Origin of the sequence: Streptomyces sp. H27-H5, assembly GCF_026627505.1 — a bacterium.
GTDB lineage: Bacteria > Actinomycetota > Actinomycetes > Streptomycetales > Streptomycetaceae > Streptomyces.
In genome coordinates this window covers 48,857-66,204 of sequence record NZ_JAPNLK010000026.1, presented here as the reverse complement: position 1 = coordinate 66,204, position 17,348 = coordinate 48,857, and the positions used below count along the sequence as shown (strand labels likewise).

Genomic DNA, 17,348 nt, shown 5'->3' with positions numbered 1-17,348 from the left:
GCCGCGCGCGGGTTTCAGAGGGTGGACGAACCGCGGGCCGGACCGGCTTCCGCCGCGGCCGCGGCGCCCGGGACCAGGATCTTGCGGGACAGCAGGAAGGTGAACGGGATGGCCACGACGGCGGCGACGAGCGGGGCGATCCGGTCGTCCATGCCGGCCCACTGCACCAGGACGAACAGGCCGACCGACTGGATCACGTAGTTGGTGATGTTCGTCAGCGGGAAGAGGGCGAACTTCTTCCACGTGGGCCGGGTCCGGTAGGTGAAGTAGGTGTTCATGAAGAACGAGCCGACCATCGACAGCAGGAAGGCGAGCGTGTACGCGGCGAAGTACGGCATCCACGGGTGCAGGAGCAGGTAGATGCCGAAGAAGGTCGCCGTGTTGACGCCGCCCACCAGGCCGAAGCGGACGATCTGCCCCAGCTGTTCCCGTCGGGTGCTCGGGGGCGCCGGGGCGCTCCCCGTCACCCGCGGGTGACCGGGGGCGGGGACGTTCGAGGTCATCGGCGGCTGCGCTCCGAGATCACGGCTTCGGAGACCCCGGGCACCCGCTCCGCGCCGTGCGCCTCCTTGACCAGGAAGTGCGGGCGGCGCTTGGACTCGTAGTAGATGCGGCCGATGTACTCGCCGATCAACCCCAGCATGATCATCTGTACGCCGCCCAGGCCGGTGATGAGCGCCACGAGCGTGACGTAACCCGGCGACTCGACCCCGTACGTGATCGCCATCACGGTGGTCCACAGGGCGTACAGGCCGGTGAGTGCGACCAACGACACGCCGAGCCAGATCCCGATCCGCAGCGGACGGTTGTTGAAGGAGATCAACCCGTCCATGCCGTAGTTCAGGAGGGCGCCGAACTTCCACTTCGTCTCGCCGGCCTCGCGCTGGGCGTTGCGGTAGTCGAAGTGGACCGTGTCGAAGCCGATCCAGGAGAAGAGTCCCTTGGAGAAGCGGTTGTACTCGGGGAGCGCGAGGAGGGCGTCCACGGCGGGGCGCGAGAGCAGCCGGAAGTCGCCGACGCCGTCGGTGAGCTCGACGTCCACCCAGCGGTTGACGCCTCGGTAGTACAGGCGGCTGAGGGCGGAGCGGACCTTCTTGTCGCCCTCGCGGGTGCGGCGGGCGATGACCTGGTCGTGCCCCTGCCGGTAGTGCTCCAGCATGGTGGCGATGAGCTCCGGCGGGTGCTGGAGGTCCGCGTCCATGATCACCACGGCGTCGCCGGTGGCCTCGCGCAGTCCGGCGAGCATGCCCGACTCCTTGCCGAAGTTACGGCTGAAGGAGACGTAGCGCGTCTGGTCGCCGTAGTCCGCGGCGATCTTGCGGAGTTTTTCGAGCGTCCCATCCCGGCTACCGTCGTCGACGTAGCAAACCTCGTACTCGATGGGCAGGGTGTCGAGAACCCTGCGGATCTCTGCGTCGAAGCGGTCGATGACGGCTTCTTCGTTGTAGCAGGGAACAACTACGGACAGCTTGGTCATGAACACTTCCTGCCGGATCCGAACGGGTGATTGTCGACGACTGACTCGACACCACCACCTCTTGAGAAGTATGCACGGCCGAGCCGCGCTGCCCGAGTCGAGTGCCGCACACGGTAGCTTTGTCGGGATAAACGCAATGGAACAAAGGGATCGAGGTGCACGTGCCTGACGTCTCCGTGGTCGTCATCGTCTACAACGACGCAGAGCGTCTGCCGACAGCCGTCCAGTCGGTTTTGGACCAGACCCTGCACGGGGTCGAAGTCGTGATCGTGGACGACTGCAGCAAGGACCGTTCCTTCGAGGTCGCCAAGGAACTCGAAGCAGCGCACCCGGGGCGGGTGCGTGCCTACCAGTTGCCCGAGAACAGCGGCGCCGGCGGCGAGCCCCGCAACGTGGGCATCGGCCACGCCGAGGGCCGCTACGTCATGTTCCTGGACAGCGACGACGTCCTTGAGGTGAACGCCTGCCGCAACATGCTCGAGGCCGCCGAGCGGACCGGCGCCGACATCGTCTCGGGACTGTGCGTCCGGGTGCACAAGGACACCCGCAACCAGAAGCGCGACGAGTGGTACGCGTGGCTGTACCGCACCACGCGCACCCTGAACTCGGTCAGCGAGCTGCCGGACCTGTTCGTGTGGGACACCCTGTCCACGAACAAGTGCTACCGCCGCGACTTCCTCCTGGACAACAACCTCCTCTTCCCGAAGGGGATGCTGTACGAGGACCTGATGTTCATCGCCGAGGCCTACCTCGCCGCGAAGAAGATCACCCTCATCCCGAACCAGGTGTACTTCTGGAACGTCTACGCGCAGGCCAAGGTCAAGTCCGTGACCAACCGCCGGCACGAGATGACCAACTACATCCACCGGCTGGAGATCCACCGGCGGATCGACGCCCTCCTGGCGCAGCGCGGCATGACCGAGATGCAGACGGCCAAGGACGTCAAGTTCCTCAAGCACGACCTCGTGCTGCACCTGCGTGACCTGCCGTTCCGCGACGAGTCCTACCGGCGCGAGTTCGCCGAGCTCTCCCGCGGCTACTTGGAGGGTCTCGACCGCGAGGCGTACACCCGGGTCCAGCCCATCCAGGCCATCTGCGCCTACCTGCTCCAGCAGGGCGACTGGGACAACCTGCTGCCCGCCGTGGACACCCTGATCCACCGGAACAAGGTGTCCTCCCCGCTCGCCAAGAAGGACGGCCGGATCTACTGGTGCGCCGAGCACCTCGACGACGAGTTCGCCCGCAGCGTGCTCGACGTCACGGACCTCGGTTACCACCAGAAGCCGATCCGGGAACTGTTCCTGCGCAACGAGCTGACGCGCTACACGGAGACCGACGGCACCGTGGGGCTCGCGGGCCGCATCACCAACCCGCTGGGCGTCATCAGGCCCGAGGCGAAGATCAAGGGCCAGGTCGAGTTCCGGGCCCGGCGCCGCAGCCTTCAGACGTTCGTCTTCCCCGTGAAGGCGCTGCGCAACGAGGGCAGCACCATCTCCTGGGAAGCCGACGTCGACCTCAGTTCCAAGCTCCGTCCGCTGGGCATCATCGACTCCGTCTGGGACGTCCGCGTGATCCTGGACGTCGACGGCGCGAAGACCAACACGCGCCTGACCATCGGCGAGAGCGAGCTCGGCAGCGGTCTGCTGCCCGTCAAGCCGCGCCTGACCCGCCTGGTCGCGGACCACATCGAGCCGCAGCCCACGGCCAAGGGCCACCTGGCCTTCCGGCTGGTCTCCGCCCGGCACGACAACGAGCGGATCGAGGAACTGATCCAGAGCGCCGTGCGCGGCAGGCCCGGCAAGCTGGCCAAGGCCGGCTACCGCCGCGCCAAGGAGCTGCGCAAGACGCTGACCTCGGAGAAGACCAAGCTGCGCCTCTTCCACGAGGTCTACGGCCGGCTGCCCGTGAAGAAGCGCACCATCGTCTTCGAGAGCATGCTCGGCAAGCAGTACAGCGACAGCCCGCGCGCCATCTACGAGGAGATGCGCAGCCGCGGCCTGGAGTTCGAGGCGTTCTGGTCGTACGCGGGCAGCCCGAAGGACTTCCCCGCGGACGCCCACCTGGTGCGCCGCTGGTCGCTGCCCTACCTGAAGGCGCTGGCCCGGGCGGAGTTCTGGGTGGACAACCAGAGCTACCCGCTGAAGCTCGCCAAGCGGCCGGGCACCACGTACATCCAGACCTGGCACGGTTCCGCGCTCAAGAAGATGGGCTTCGACCAGCCCGGTCTGAAGGCGGCCACGCATGCGCAGCAGGCCGCGGAGGAGAGGCACCTCGGCCGCTTCGACCACTTCGTGTGCCGCTCGGAGCACGACGTGCGGACCCTCGCGAAGGCCTTCCGGATCGCCGACACGAAGCTGCTCCGGGTGGGTTACCCGCGCAACGACGCGCTCGTGCGGGCCCGGCAGGCCGAGGTGGCGCCGGACGGGCGCCGCGAGCGCGGTGCGCTGGCGGCCGAGCTCGGCATTCCCGCCGACAAGAAGGTCCTGCTGTACGCGCCGACGTTCCGTACGCCGGGCGCGTTCCCGATGCCGTTCGACGTGGAGAAGTTCACCGAGGAGTTCGGTGACCAGTACGTCCTGCTCGTCCGGGCGCACTACCTGAACCACGTGGTGCTGCCGCCGACGGCCAAGGGCAAGGTCATCGACGTGTCCGCGCGTCACGACGTGATGCCGCTGATGGAGCTGTCCGACGCGCTGATCACGGACTACTCCTCCGTGATGTTCGACTACGCGCTGCTGGACCGGCCGATCCTCTTCTTCGCGTACGACTACGACGTGTACGTGCACGAGGAGCGCGGCACCTACTTCGACCTGGTGGAGCACGCCCCGGGGCCGGTGTTCCGGACCGAGGAGGAGTTCCACGACGTCCTGAAGAGCCTCGACGCGTCGCAGGATGCGCACGCCGAGGCCCGCAAGCGCTTCGTGGCCGAGTTCGGCGAGTACGACCGGGGCAACGCCGCCGAGCGGATCGTCGACACGTTCTTCTCCGGGTGGAGCCGCTGATGTCCGAGGTGATCGAGACGACGACCGTGACGAACCCCGCGACCGGAACGAGTGGGGCGGCGATGACCGAGACGCACGACAGCGTGCCCCGGGACGTCTTCCTGGTCTCCAACAGCGTGGACGAGCTGGGCGGCATCACCAGCTGGTCCCACCAGATGGCCCGGATCTTCTCGGAGCGCGGACACACCGTCCACGTGGTGGGCATCGTGCCGGCCCCCGAGGGGCGGCGCGCCGACCTGGGCGAGGACCTGCCGTACCGCACCACGACCCTGTACGACGTGCACCCGCCCTCCATCAAGGCCCTCAGGGGCCTGAAGGGCAAGCTCGACATCATCGAGCGCCGGCGCCGGGCCGCACGCGACGCGGGCATGCGGGCGCAGGCCGCGAAGCTGACCGCGCTGTTCCGGGCGGCCCGCCCGGGGGCCGTGGTCATCGTGAGCCAGGTCTGGGCGATGGAGTGGGTGGCCATGGCGGACACCTCCGGTCTGAAGCTCGTCGGCATGAGCCACGAGTCCTTCGAGACCTGCCGCAGGTCCTCCCGGTTCGGTCGGGTCAAGCGGTTCTACAAGAACGTGGACCGGATGCTGGCCCTGACCCGCGAGGACGCGGACCTGTGGATCCGCCAGCGGATGGACAACGTGGGCTCCATGCCGAACCCGCTGCCGTTCTTCCCCGAGGAGCCGTCCCCGCGGACCGCCAGGCGCGTGGTCAGCATCGGCCGGCTGCACGAGGAGAAGGGCGTGGACATGCTCCTCGACTCCTGGGCGGAGGTGGCGCCGAAGCATCCCGAGTGGGTGCTGACGCTCTACGGCTCGGGTCCGGAGGAGGAGGCGCTGAAGAAGCAGTGCGCCCAGCTGGGGATCTCCTCCTCGGTGGAGTGGATGGGCCGCACCTCCGACGTGCCGGGCGCGTTGCGCGACAGCGCGGTGTTCGCCCTGTCCTCGCGCGGTGAGGGTTTCCCCCTCGCCCTGATGGAGGCCATGGCGACCGCGGTGCCCTGCGTCGCCTTCGACGTGGCCCCCGGTGTCCACGAGATCATCTCCGACGGGGTCAACGGCCTCATCGCCCCGCCCGGGAACACCGGCGAGTTCGCCCGCCGCCTGGACGCGCTGATGTCCGACCGCGAGCGGCGCGACCGGATGGGCGAGCGGGCGCGCGAGGACATCCAGCGGTACTCCACGGAGGAGATCAGCAGGCGCTGGGAGGAACTCTTCACGCTGCTGCACCGCTGACCTGCGGGCACGGCGCGAACAGCGGAGCACGACGACGGGCCATTCCCTTCTCGGGGGTGGCCCGTCCACGTACCCTCGACGCAAGGGGCAAGCGGCCGAGCAGCCGATGTCATCCAGCCGATCCGAGGAACCGCCCATGGGCTCCCCCGCGAGCGTCAGCGTCGTCATACCCGTGCACAACACCCGGCGCTACCTGCGCCGCTGCTTCGACTCGGTGGCCGCCCAGACCCTCACGGCGGACCGGATCGAGGTCATCGCCGTGGACGACGGCTCGACCGACGGTTCCGGGGACTGGCTGGACGCCTGGGCGGCGCGGCACCCGAACACCACCGTGATCCACCAGGCCGCCTCCGGTGGCGCCGGGAAGCCGCGCAACGTCGGCATCGACGCGTCGAGCGGCGACTACCTGTTCTTCCTCGACTCCGACGACTACCTGGGCCCGGAAGCCTTGGAACGGCTGGTCCGGATGGCCGAGGAGCAGGACTCCGACGTCGTGTACGGGCGGATCGTCGGGGTCAACGGGCGGGCCGCCCCGGTGGACCTGCGCACCACCAGCGCCGATGTTTCCCTCCACGACTCCCCCGTGTACTGGACGCTCGCCGCCTACAAGCTGTGGAGACGCAGCCTGGTCGACGCGCACCGGTTGCGGTTCGCCGAGGGCCGGCTGCTCGGCGAGGACCTCCCGTTCGGCGCGCACGCCCTGCTGCACGCCCGGCGGATATCGGTGGTGGCCGATCACGACTGCTACTACCTGGAGGGGCGCGGCGACGGCACGAACGCCACCGAGCAGGACGTCGACTGGGTGGCGCAGCTGGCCTACGTCGGCGAGCTGCTGGAGCTGGTGGCCGATCACGTGCCGGCCGGTCGCGAGCGGGACAAGCTCATGGAACGCCATTTCCACGGCGAGGTGCTGGGCATGTTCGCCGGGCCGTACCTGGCCCGCGACGAGGCGGGCCGCGAGGCGCTGGTCCGGGCGGCCCGGCCGCTCGTCGAGGCCTACCTGACCGAGCGGATCAGCGCCGCGCTGCCGCCCCGGCTGCGGCTGCGCGCCCATCTGATCGGAGCGGGTCGTACCCGCGAGCTGACCGCCGTCGTCACCGCCGACACCGTGGACGAGCTGGGTCCCGCCGTGATCGAGGGCGGTCGCGCCTTCGCCGCCTACCCGTTCTTCCGGGCCCCCGACGCCGCTCTCCCCGACGAGCTGTACGACCTGACCTCGCGGGTGGTGCTGCGGCAGGAGCTGGCCTCGTACAGCTGGGACGGTCCGGTGCTGCGGCTGCGCGGGACGGCCCGGCTCGACGGCATGGGCGACGCCGCCGACCAGGAGGTGGCGCTGCTGCTGCGGCGCCAGGGCCACACCATCCGGATACCGGCGGCGCGGACCGACGCGCGGGGCGGCTACGAGGCGGCGGTGGACGTCAACCGGGCCGCCGAGGGCCTGCGGCTCGACGACGGCATATGGACGGTACGGGTCGCGGTGGCGGCGGGTTCCCTCGTCAAGGAGGCCTGGCTGCCGCGGCCGAAAGCCGCCGAGTACGACGTCGCGCCGGTGCCCCGGATCGTGCACGGCACGCCCGGGGAGCCTCCGCAGGCCGCGACGGTGTTCCACTCCGAGGCGCACCAGCACGTGAACCTGGACCTGGGCGCCACCCGGATACCGCTGGCCGCCGACGCGCGCGGCACGGCCGCGGCGCGGGTCGTGGGTGCCCCGGTCCTGGAGGCGACGGCGACCATACCGGGCTGGCCGGCGGACGCCCCGGTGGACTTCGTGCTGCACGCGCCGGGCCGGGCCCCGTTCACCACCCCGGCGGTGGGCGGCGCCGATCCGGACGGCCTGCTGCGGCTGCGGTCGCAGGTGCGGGGCGTACCGGAGGGCGAGTGGCAGGTGAGGCTGCGGATACGGGACCGGGGCTTCACCCGGGAGCTGCCGGTGCACTCGGCCGACGGGGCCGCGCTCACCGTACGGGTGCCGCTGCCGCTGCACCGCCGGCTCGGCCGGCACGCCCGCCGGACGGTCTCCCGGATCGTGCGCGCGCCGGCCCGCTGACACGCGCACCGGCTTCGCTGAAGCGCACATCGGCCCGCCGCCCCTCGGGGCGGCGGGCCGATGGCATGTCCGAAGCGGACGAAGGGGCCGACGGGGCCTAGCCCTGTGCGGCCGCCACCTTGTTGGCCTGCCAGCCCGCCCACGCCGAGGTGATCATCTCGCGGACGTCGTGGCGGGCCTTCCAGCCCAGCTCGGCGGCGATCCTGTCGGCGGAGGCCACGACCTTCGCCGGGTCGCCGGGACGGCGCGGGGTGACCACCGGCGGGAAGTCGTTGCCGGTGTTGGCGTTCAGCAGTTCGACCATCTCGCGGACGGAGACGCCCTCGCCGCGGCCGATGTTGACGGTGAGGTCCTTGTACTCGCCCTGCGCGCCCCACTCGGCGAGCCTGCGGGCCGCCACCACGTGGGCGTCGGCGAGGTCCTCGACGTGGATGTAGTCGCGGATGCAGGTGCCGTCCGGGGTCGGGTAGTCGTCGCCGAAGATGCGGGCGCCCTCGCCGGCCTCGTAGCGCTCGAAGACCATCGGGACGAGGTTGAAGACCCCGGTGTCCGCGAGTTCGGGGGTGGCGGCGCCCGCCACGTTGAAGTAGCGCAGGCAGGCGGTGGAGATGCCGTGCGCCTTGCCGGCGGCGCGGACGAGCCACTCGCCGGTGAGCTTGGTCTCGCCGTACGGGCTCAGCGGCAGGCAGGGGGTGTCCTCGGTGACCAGGTCCACGTCGGGCATGCCGTAGACGGAGGCGGAGGAGGAGAAGAGGAAGTTGCGGATGCCGGCCTCGGCCACGGCCTGGAGCAGCACCGTGAGGCCCTGCACGTTCTCGTGGTAGTAGTACAGCGGCTTCTCGACGGACTCGCCGACCTGCTTCTTGCCGGCGAGGTGGACCACGCCGGTGATCCGGTGCTCGGCGAGGGTCTTGTCCAGGAGCGGCCGGTCCAGCACCGAGCCGATCACGAGCGGGACGCCGTCCGGGACGCGGTTCTCGTTGCCGGTGGACAGGTCGTCGAGGACGACGACGTCCTCCCCCGCGAGCCTCATCGCGCGGACGACGTGCGAGCCGATGTAGCCGGCGCCACCGGTGATCAGAAAAGTCATGCCGTGTTCTCCCGAGTCCTGTCCGATTCCGCCGGCCGTCTGCGACCGGTGTCCTGCTGTCAGCCCGACCGAAGGCTTGCCCTGACCCTGCCGAGGCGGTTGCGTACGAGGCTCATGGCCCCGGCCGCGCCCGGTGCGAGCCGCACGCCCAGTGAACCCGCGGCCGTGCGGTACGGCTGCGCCAGCAGAACACCGTACCGGCTGCTGGGCAGCGCCCGACGTCGCAGCAGGTCGTCGAGGGGGCGCGGCGGGATCACGAGGGAGCTCCCGTCCTCACACCGCACTCCGATCTGCACACCCCACGCCTGCATGCCGCGTCCGCCGCGTCGTCGTCCGGCCTCCGCGAGCGCGGTGAGCCGGAACGGCAGCTCGGCGGTCCAGCCGTCCCCGTCGGTCGCGGGGGTCAGCTCCACGGGTTCGCCGAGGACCGGTTCCCCGCCGGAGCGCGCCTGGAAGCCCAACCACGCGGTGCGCGGCCCGGCGGCGGCGAGCCGTCCGTACATGTCGTGGACGCGGATCCGCAGGCCCGCGGTTCCACTCAGGCGGACGTCGACGGTGACGGGGAGTTCCCCGGTCGGCACCGTCGCCAGCCCGTCCAGCTCCACCGGAAGCTCCTCGCTCCACACGGGCAGCCCGTCCGGGGTGCTCGCGTACGGCGGCAGCAGGCGCGGGGGCTCGGCGGCGAAGCGGGTCAGCCGCTCCACGTCGGCGGGCGGCTTCGGGGTGGCCCGCAACAGTCGTACGATCCAGCGCGCGTGCGGCCCGGCGGCCTCGACGTCGGCGTCCGTGAACCCGTCGAGGTACTCGCGCGTCGCGGTCCACCAGGCGGCCTGGTAGTCGGGGTCGTCGCCGAGTTCGCGCAGGTACATGCGCAGGTCGTACTCCAGGAACTTGACCTGGCAGGCGTGGCCCAGTTCCGGGGACGAGGCGGTGAGGATCCGGGCCGCGGTGCGGTGCGCCTCGATCCTGGACAGCCAGTTGGCGACGTCCTTGCGGTCGAGGGAGATCGACACCTGGGCGGCGGACCGGCGCACGTGCCAGACGTAGACGAGGTCGTCGATCACGGCGACGCGGGGCGCGGCGGCCAGGACGCGGGCGGTGAAGACGAAGTCCTCGTAGACGAAGCGGCCGTCCGGGAAGCGGAGGTCGTGCTCGTCGAGGAAGGCGCGCGCGTACAGCTTGTTGACGCAGAGGGTGTCGCGGACCAGTTCGGGCCGGTCGGCGGGCCGCTCGATGACGTCGCCCGCGGTGTACAGCCCCGGTACCCAGGGCACGTCCTGACGCTGCGGCAGCTCGCGCCGTACGCACGCGCCGACCGTCACCGGTGCGCGGTGCCGTTCGGCGGCTCGCACGAGGGCGTCCGCCGCGCCGGGCGGCAGGACGTCGTCGCTGTCGAGGAAGAGGACGTACGGGGCGGTCGCGGCCGCGATCCCGTCGTTGCGCGGGGTCCCGCAGCCGCCGCTGTTCTCCGTGCGGTGCAGGACCTTCAGGCGGGGGTGGCACGCGGCCAGCTCGTCCAGGACCCGCCCGGTGTCGTCGGACGAGGCGTCGTTGACCGCGATGACCTCGTCGACCACCGGGCCCTGGTCGAGTGCCGAGGAGACGGCCTCGCCCACGAGCCCGGCGTCGTTGTACGCGATCACCACGACGGAGACGGTGGCGGGATTGATGCTGGTCACCCGCTGGATCCTAGGCGACCCGGGTAAAGGTCGCCTCAAGACCCCCGTCGGACCCTTGACGGCGGCGGACCGCCGTCAGGATCCGGACATGTCCTAGAAGGGGCGGAACTCGTCGTACTCCTGCTGGGCGGAGTCGCCGCGCTGGGCTTCCTTGTCCTTGCGGCGCGTGGTGGCCGGGCGCGGTGCGTCCAGGCGGTGGTCCTCGCCTCGGCGGCCCAGCATCTCGGCGCCGGCCATCACGGTCGGCTCCCAGTCGAAGACGACGGAGTTCTCGTCGGAGCCGATGGCGACGCCGTCACCGGCGCGGGCGCCGGCCTTCTTCAGCGCCTCCTCGACGCCGAGGCGGGCGAGGCGGTCGGCGAGGTAGCCCACGGCCTCGTCGTTGTTGAAGTCGGTCTGGCGGACCCAGCGCTCGGGCTTCTCGCCGCGCACCTGGTAGACGTCCTCGACCTCGTCGTAGGTGACGGTGAAGCCGGAGTCGTCGACGGCCTTCGGACGGATGACGACGCGGGTCGCCTCCTCCTTCGGCTTGCGGGCACGGGCCTTGGCGATGACCTCGGCGAGGAAGTACGAGAGCTCCTTGAGCCCCGTACGGGACACCGCGGAGACCTCGAAGACCTTGTAGCCGCGCGCCTCCAGGTCCGGGCGGACCATGTCGGCGAGTTCCTGGCCGTCCGGGATGTCGACCTTGTTCAGGACCACGAGGCGGGGGCGCTTCTCCAGGCCGCCGCCGTAGAGCTTGAGCTCTTCCTCGATGACGTCGAGGTCGGCCACCGGGTCGCGGTCGGACTCCAGGGTGGCGGTGTCCAGCACGTGCACGAGGATCGAGCAGCGCTCGACGTGGCGCAGGAACTCCAGGCCGAGGCCCTTGCCCTGGCTCGCGCCGGGGATCAGACCCGGGACGTCGGCGATCGTGTAGACCGTCGAGCCGGCCGTGACGACGCCCAGGTTCGGGACCAGGGTGGTGAACGGGTAGTCCGCGATCTTCGGCTTGGCCGCGGAAAGCACCGAGATCAGTGAGGACTTGCCGGCGCTCGGGAAGCCGACCAGCGCCACGTCGGCGACGGTCTTGAGCTCCAGGACGATGTCACCGGCGGTGCCGGGGACGCCGAGGAGGGCGAAGCCGGGCGCCTTGCGGCGGGCCGACGACAGGGCCGCGTTGCCGAGGCCGCCGCGGCCGCCCTCACCCGCGACGTACGTGGTGCCCTGGCCGACGAGGTCGGCGAGGACGTTGCCCTCCTTGTCGAGGACGACGGTGCCGTCAGGCACGGGCAGGATCAGGTCCTGGCCGTCCTTGCCGGAGCGGTTGTCGCCGGCGCCGGGCTGGCCGTTGGTGGCCTTGCGGTGGGGGCTGTGGTGGTAGTCCAGCAGGGTGGTGACCGCCTGCTCCACCACCAGGATGACGTCACCGCCACGGCCGCCGTTTCCGCCGTCGGGGCCGCCGAGCGGCTTGAACTTCTCCCGGTGAACGGAGGCGCAGCCGTGGCCCCCGTTACCCGCGGCGACGTGCAGCTCGACGCGGTCCACGAAGGTGGTCATGGGTGTTCCTCCAGATACATACGGGAATGTCCCGGGCAGGCCTTGCCGCCCATTAAACGTGTCTATGTGACAACGCGCCGAGGGCGGACCTCTCTTCCCGGCTTCCGCCGGAAAGAGTTGAGATCCGCCCTCGGGGTGTTACGAACGCGTGTGATGCAGCAGGAGCTGGATCAGGCGGCCGGAACGATGTTGACGACCTTGCGGCCACGGTGCGTGCCGAACTCGACCGAACCGGCCTGCAGCGCGAACAGCGTGTCATCGCCACCACGACCGACACCCGAACCCGGGTGGAAGTGGGTGCCGCGCTGGCGGACGAGGATCTCGCCGGCGGAAACGACCTGACCGCCGAAGCGCTTCACGCCGAGCCGCTGAGCATTGGAATCGCGCCCGTTCCGAGTGGACGATGCGCCCTTCTTGTGTGCCATGTCTCAGTCCCTCTTACTTCGCAGCCGTGGGGATACCGGTGACCTTGATCGCCGTGTACTGCTGGCGGTGACCCTGGCGACGGCGGTAGCCGGTCTTGTTCTTGTAGCGCAGGATGTCGATCTTGGCGCCCTTGTGGTGGTCCACGATCTCGGCCTGGACCTTGATCCCGGCCAGCACCCACGGGTCGCTGGTCACGGCGTCGCCGTCGACAACGAGCAGGGTCGAGAGCTCGACCGTGTCGCCAACCTTGGCAGTGGAAATCTTGTCAACCTCAACGATGTCACCAACAGCAACCTTGTGCTGGCGACCACCGCTGCGCACGATGGCGTACACGCGGATCTCTCTCTCACTCGGGACGGATGCTCCTGAAGCCAGCCGCTCACGCGGGCCGAGGCCCACGGTGATCCGGATTGGACGAGCGGCCTCTCCCCGGCGGCGCGCACGCGCGAGGCGCGTACAGGGACGTACAGAGGAGGAAGGTGCTCAGGAGCGCGACGCGCACTAGACGGAAAATCATCTAGGACATGCCGACGGTCTAGGTTACGGGCCTGGTCTCAGGGGGTCAAACCGGGCCCACGGGTGGGACGCGGATCAGGCCTCGGTGGGAGCCGAGACGGACGGGAGCGTCTGCTGCTCCGCCGCCGCGGTCTTCTTCGTGGCCCGCTTCGCCGGCGCCTTCTTGGCCGTGGTGGCGGCCTTCTTGGCGACGGTCTTCTTCGCGGCGGTCTTGGTGGCCGCCGCCTTCTTGGCCGGGGCCTTCTTCGCCGCGGTGGTGGTCGCCTTCTTGGCCGGAGCCTTGCGGGCGGCCTTCTTCTTCACCGGGGCCTCGGCCTCGGCGTCGGCCTCGACCGGGGCCGCCTCGGGCTCCGACTCGGCTGCCGCGGGAGCCGCCTCGACGACCAGGACGGCCGCCTCGGCCGCGCCCGCCGGGGAACCGGCGGGTGCGGTGGCCTTGCGGGTGGCACGGCGCCGCGGGCGGGCCGGAGCGGCGTCCGCGACGGGCTCGGCCACCGGCTCGGCCGGGGTCTCGACGACGACGGGCTCGGGCTCCGGCTCCACGACGGGCTCGGCGCCGGCCTCCACGGCCGGCTCCGGCTCCGTGACCGCCTCGGCGGCGACCGCCGGGGCACCCGCCGGGGCGGTGGCCTTGCGGGTGGCACGGCGACGCGTACGGCCCTTGGGGGCCTCCTCGACCACCGGCTCCGCGACGACCTCGGCCTCGACCGGGGCGACGGGCTCGGGCTCGACGACGGCCACCGGCTCGGCGACGGGCTCCACGACCGGCTCGGGCTCGGCCACGACGGCCGGGGCCCGCTCCGGGGCCACCGCGCCGCGCGGGGCGCCCGCCGGGGCGGTCGCCTTGCGGGTGGCGCGGCGACGGTTGCGTCGACCGCTCACGCCGGAGGCCGCGGCCTCCGCCTCGGCCCGGCTGCCGTACAGCTCCTCGTCCGGGACGAACTCCGGCTCGGGCAGCGCGCGGGGCGCGGAGACCTCGGCGGCCAGCTCCTCCTCGGTCTCGTAGACCTCGGCGTCGCCGGTGTCGGTCGACTCGATCGACTCGACGTCGTGGTCGTGGTCCTGGGCGCGGCCGCCGCGGCGCTTGGAGCGCTTGCCGTTGCCGCCGCCACCGACCACGGTCGGGGTCTCCATGTGGACGATGACACCGCGGCCGTTGCAGTGGACGCAGGTCTCGGAGAAGGACTCCAGGAGGCCCTGGCCCACCCGCTTGCGGGTCATCTGGACGAGGCCCAGCGAGGTGACCTCGGCCACCTGGTGCTTCGTGCGGTCGCGGCCCAGGCACTCCAGCATGCGCCGCAGGACCAGGTCGCGGTTGGACTCCAGGACCATGTCGATGAAGTCGATGACGACGATGCCGCCCAGGTCGCGCAGCCGCAGCTGGCGCACGATCTCCTCGGCCGCCTCCAGGTTGTTCCTGGTGACGGTCTCTTCGAGGTTGCCGCCCTGACCGGTGAACTTGCCGGTGTTGACGTCGATGACGATCATCGCCTCGGTCTTGTCGATCACGAGGGAGCCGCCCGAGGGCAGCCACACCTTGCGGTCGAGCGCCTTGGCGAGCTGCTCGTCGATCCGGTACGTCGCGAAGACGTCGACCTCGGAGGTCCAGCGCGAGAGCCGGTCGGCCAGGTCCGGGGCCACGTGGTTCACGTAGCCGTGGATGGTCTCCCAGGCGGTGTCACCGCTGACGATGACCTTCGAGAAGTCCTCGTTGAAGATGTCGCGCACGACGCGGACGGTCATGTCCGGCTCGCCGTACAGCAGGCTCGGCGAAGAGGTCGAGATCTGCTTCGACTTCTTCTGGATGTCCTCCCACTGGCCCTGGAGGCGCTCGACGTCACGGCGCAGCTCGTCCTCGCTCGCGCCCTCGGCGGCGGTGCGCACGATGACGCCCGCGTCCTCGGGGACGATCTTCTTGAGGATGGTCTTGAGGCGCGCGCGCTCGGTGTCGGGCAGCTTGCGGCTGATACCGGTCATCGAGCCCTCGGGCACGTAGACGAGGTAGCGGCCGGGCAGCGAGACCTGGCTGGTCAGGCGGGCGCCCTTGTGGCCGATCGGGTCCTTGGTGACCTGCACCAGGACCGACTGGCCGGACTTGAGGGCGGACTCGATGCGGCGGGGGCCGTGGGCCATGCCGAGCGCCTCGAAGTTGACCTCACCGGCGTAGAGGACCGCGTTGCGGCCCTTGCCGATGTCGATGAAGGCGGCCTCCATCGACGGCAGCACGTTCTGGACCTTGCCCAGGTAGACGTTGCCGACGTAGGAGGTGGCCTCCTCCTTGTTGACGTAGTGCTCGACGAGCACGTCGTCCTCGAGGACGCCGATCTGGGTGCGCTCGCCGGCCTGGCGGACGACCATCACGCGCTCGACGGCCTCACGACGGGCCAGGAACTCGGCCTCGGTGATGATCGGCACGCGGCGGCGGCCCTGCTCGCGGCCTTCGCGACGGCGCTGCTTCTTCGCCTCCAGGCGGGTCGAGCCCTTGATGGACTGGACCTCGTCGGAGGAGGTGGAACCGGAACCGGCGGCGGACTCGGAGCGCTCGCGCGCGGGGCGCGGCTCGCGGACCTTGACGACGGTGCGTACGCCGTCGTCCTCGGCGGCGTCGGCGTCGGTACCGCCGTCACCGCTGCGGCGGCGGCGACGCCGGCGACGGCGGCTGGAGCTGGAACCGAGAGCGCCCTCGTCGGACTCGTCGTCGTCCTCGGCGGATTCCTCGTCGCTCTCCTGCTCGGTGGACTCGGCCTCGGTGTCCTCGTCGGCGGACTCGTCGAGGTCGGCGGACTCGCCGCGACGGCGGCGACGGCCACCGCGACGGCGGCGACGCGACGGACGCTCGCCGTCGTTCTCGTCCTCGTCGAGGTCGGCGGACTCGGCCTCGGTCTCCTCGGCCTCGTGGAGCTCCACGTCGGCGAGGGAGACGGGGGCGGACTCGACGGCCGGGGCCGCGGGCTCGGCGGCGCCGCGACCGCGGCGACGGCGACGACCGGCCGGCTGGGCGGCGGGGGCCTGTACGGCCTCGGCCACGACCTCCGTGTCGTCCTCGTCCTCTTCGTAGTCGACCTGGCCGGCGGCGGCAGCGGCCGCGGCGGCCATGGCGGCCGTCTCCGGGGTCTGGAACATCGGCTCGGCGAAGACCGGGGCCTGGAACACGGCCACGGCGGGGCGCGCGGCGCGGCGGCCGGCGCGGGACTGGGCCGGGGCGGCGGGCGCCTCGGCCTCGGCGGCGGGCTGCGCGGGGGCGGCCGGGGTGACGGCGCCGGAGCGGGTGGCGCGGCGGCGGCCGCCGCGCTTCGGGGAGTCCACGGCGTCGGCGACGGTGACGGTGGCCTTGGAGGCGACCGGGGTCTCGGCGGCCGGCGCGGGGGGCTCGACGGCGGGGGCCGGGGCGGCTTCGGCGGCGGGAGCGGCCGGCGCGGTCACGGCGCGGGTGGCGCGACGACGGGCACGCGGCGCGGGGGCGGCGGGCTCCTCGGCAGCGACCGCGGCCGGGGTCTCGACGGCGGCGGGGGCCTCGACCGGGGTCTCGACGACGGCCTCGGCCGTGGGAGCAGCCGGCGCGGTGACGGCGCGGGTGGCACGGCGACGGGCACGCGGCGCGGGGGCCGCGGGCTCCTCGACGGCGGGAACGGCCGGGGTCTCGGCGGCCGGCGCGGGGGGCTCGACGGCGGGGGCCGGGGCGGCCTCGGCGGCGGGAGCGGCCGGCGCGGTCACGGCGCGGGTGGCGCGACGACGGGCACGCGGCGCGGGGGCGACCGGGTCCTCGACGGCGGCGGGCTCTTCCAGGGCGACCTCGGCGGCGGGTGCCTCCGGGGCGGTGACGGCGCGAGTGGCACGGCGACGGGCACGCGGCGCGGGGGCCGCGGGCTCCTCGACGGCGGGAACGGCCGGGGTCTCGACGACCGGAGCCGGGGTCTCGGCCGCGGGGGCTGCGGCGGCCTCGGCGGCGGGAGCGGCCGGGGCCGCGACGGCGCGGGTGGCACGGCGACGGGCACGCGGCGCGGGGGCCGCGGCCGGGGCGGCGGCCGGGGTCTCGGACACGGCCTCGGCGGGGGTGGCGCCGGGCGGGCCCGCGGGCCTGGAGGCGGCGCGGCGACGCCTGCGCGGGGGCAGGTTGTCGCTGGGGCTTCCACCGTCGGCGTTGCCGGCGGTGTGGTTGTTCTCAGACGTTTCGTTGTTGAGCATTGCGGGCGGTTCTCCCGTCACGCTCCCGGGCGCCGCGGCTGACATCCGGTCCGGCACGGCACCGCGTAATGAGCGCGGAACCGGCCTCCGGGGCGCGTTCGCCACACGGGAGCTCAGTTTCATGGCCGCCGGTTCCGTACGTGTTGTCCGTACGG

11 protein-coding genes are annotated in these 17,348 nt (G+C 71.7%); 3 read left to right on the top strand and 8 right to left on the bottom strand.

The genetic code is table 11. The features are described 5' to 3' along the window. Positions 1-14: 14 nt before the first annotated feature. Together OTB19_RS15620 and OTB19_RS15615 are read right to left on the bottom strand one after the other, a co-directional pair. Positions 15-503, bottom strand: coding sequence for a GtrA family protein (locus OTB19_RS15620; RefSeq protein WP_267798804.1), 489 nt, complete (start codon positions 501-503; stop codon positions 15-17). Beyond that, entirely contained in the window at positions 500-1,477 is a 978-nt protein-coding gene (locus OTB19_RS15615; protein WP_267798803.1) for a glycosyltransferase family 2 protein, read from the bottom strand. Before OTB19_RS15615 ends, OTB19_RS15620 begins: the two co-directional genes overlap by 4 nt. Positions 1,478-1,638: 161 nt before the next feature. Here OTB19_RS15615 and OTB19_RS15610 point away from each other — a divergent pair, with 161 nt between their 5' ends. The 3 genes from OTB19_RS15610 (at position 1,639) to OTB19_RS15600 (ending at position 7,758) form a co-directional block, all read left to right on the top strand. Further along, positions 1,639-4,479, top strand: a complete 2,841-nt coding sequence (locus tag OTB19_RS15610; protein ID WP_267798802.1) for a bifunctional glycosyltransferase/CDP-glycerol:glycerophosphate glycerophosphotransferase — start codon at positions 1,639-1,641, stop codon at positions 4,477-4,479. A gap of 62 nt (positions 4,480-4,541) precedes the next feature. Next, the gene (locus tag OTB19_RS15605) at positions 4,542-5,711 is read left to right on the top strand and encodes a glycosyltransferase (RefSeq protein ID WP_267798825.1); all 1,170 of its coding nucleotides are present in this window, start codon (positions 4,542-4,544) and stop codon (positions 5,709-5,711) included. 136 nt (positions 5,712-5,847) lie between these two features. After that, positions 5,848-7,758: a glycosyltransferase family 2 protein gene (locus OTB19_RS15600; protein ID WP_267798801.1), complete on the top strand. Its 1,911-nt coding sequence runs from the start codon at positions 5,848-5,850 to the stop codon at positions 7,756-7,758. A gap of 97 nt (positions 7,759-7,855) precedes the next feature. On the opposite strand, the gene galE is transcribed toward OTB19_RS15600, so the two are convergent. From galE to OTB19_RS15570, 6 genes are all read right to left on the bottom strand, one after another. Further along, positions 7,856-8,848 (bottom strand): UDP-glucose 4-epimerase GalE, encoded by a 993-nt coding sequence (gene galE, locus OTB19_RS15595; RefSeq protein ID WP_267798800.1) that lies wholly within the window; start codon positions 8,846-8,848, stop codon positions 7,856-7,858. 59 nt (positions 8,849-8,907) lie between these two features. Next, complete coding sequence (locus OTB19_RS15590) at positions 8,908-10,527, bottom strand: glycosyltransferase family 2 protein (protein ID WP_267798799.1); 1,620 nt, start codon at positions 10,525-10,527, stop codon at positions 8,908-8,910. A 93-nt stretch (positions 10,528-10,620) separates the two neighbouring features. Next, positions 10,621-12,066, bottom strand: coding sequence for a GTPase ObgE (gene obgE / locus OTB19_RS15585; RefSeq protein ID WP_267798798.1), 1,446 nt, complete (start codon positions 12,064-12,066; stop codon positions 10,621-10,623). A 170-nt stretch (positions 12,067-12,236) separates the two neighbouring features. Next, a complete protein-coding gene (gene rpmA, locus OTB19_RS15580; RefSeq protein WP_030013081.1) occupies positions 12,237-12,491 on the bottom strand; it encodes a 50S ribosomal protein L27 in 255 nt (84 codons plus the stop codon). Positions 12,492-12,504: 13 nt separating this feature from the next. Continuing rightward, a complete protein-coding gene (gene rplU / locus OTB19_RS15575) occupies positions 12,505-12,825 on the bottom strand; it encodes a 50S ribosomal protein L21 (protein WP_030159347.1) in 321 nt (106 codons plus the stop codon). A gap of 258 nt (positions 12,826-13,083) precedes the next feature. Next, entirely contained in the window at positions 13,084-17,193 is a 4,110-nt protein-coding gene (locus OTB19_RS15570) for an Rne/Rng family ribonuclease (protein ID WP_267798795.1), read from the bottom strand. Between the last annotated feature and the right edge of the window lie 155 nt (positions 17,194-17,348).

Bases quoted from the DNA above. Each gene is read 5' to 3' on its own strand.
- OTB19_RS15620 (WP_267798804.1), bottom strand. From the start codon at position 503: ATGACCTCGAACGTCCCCGCCCCCGGTCACCCGCGGGTGACGGGGAGC.
- OTB19_RS15615 (WP_267798803.1), bottom strand. From the start codon at position 1,477: ATGACCAAGCTGTCCGTAGTTGTTCCCTGCTACAACGAAGAAGCCGTC.
- OTB19_RS15605 (WP_267798825.1), top strand. From the start codon at position 4,542: ATGACCGAGACGCACGACAGCGTGCCCCGGGACGTCTTCCTGGTCTCC.
- OTB19_RS15600 (WP_267798801.1), top strand. From the start codon at position 5,848: ATGGGCTCCCCCGCGAGCGTCAGCGTCGTCATACCCGTGCACAACACC.
- galE (WP_267798800.1), bottom strand. From the start codon at position 8,848: ATGACTTTTCTGATCACCGGTGGCGCCGGCTACATCGGCTCGCACGTC.
- obgE (WP_267798798.1), bottom strand. From the start codon at position 12,066: ATGACCACCTTCGTGGACCGCGTCGAGCTGCACGTCGCCGCGGGTAAC.
- rpmA (WP_030013081.1), bottom strand. From the start codon at position 12,491: ATGGCACACAAGAAGGGCGCATCGTCCACTCGGAACGGGCGCGATTCC.
- OTB19_RS15570 (WP_267798795.1), bottom strand. From the start codon at position 17,193: ATGCTCAACAACGAAACGTCTGAGAACAACCACACCGCCGGCAACGCC.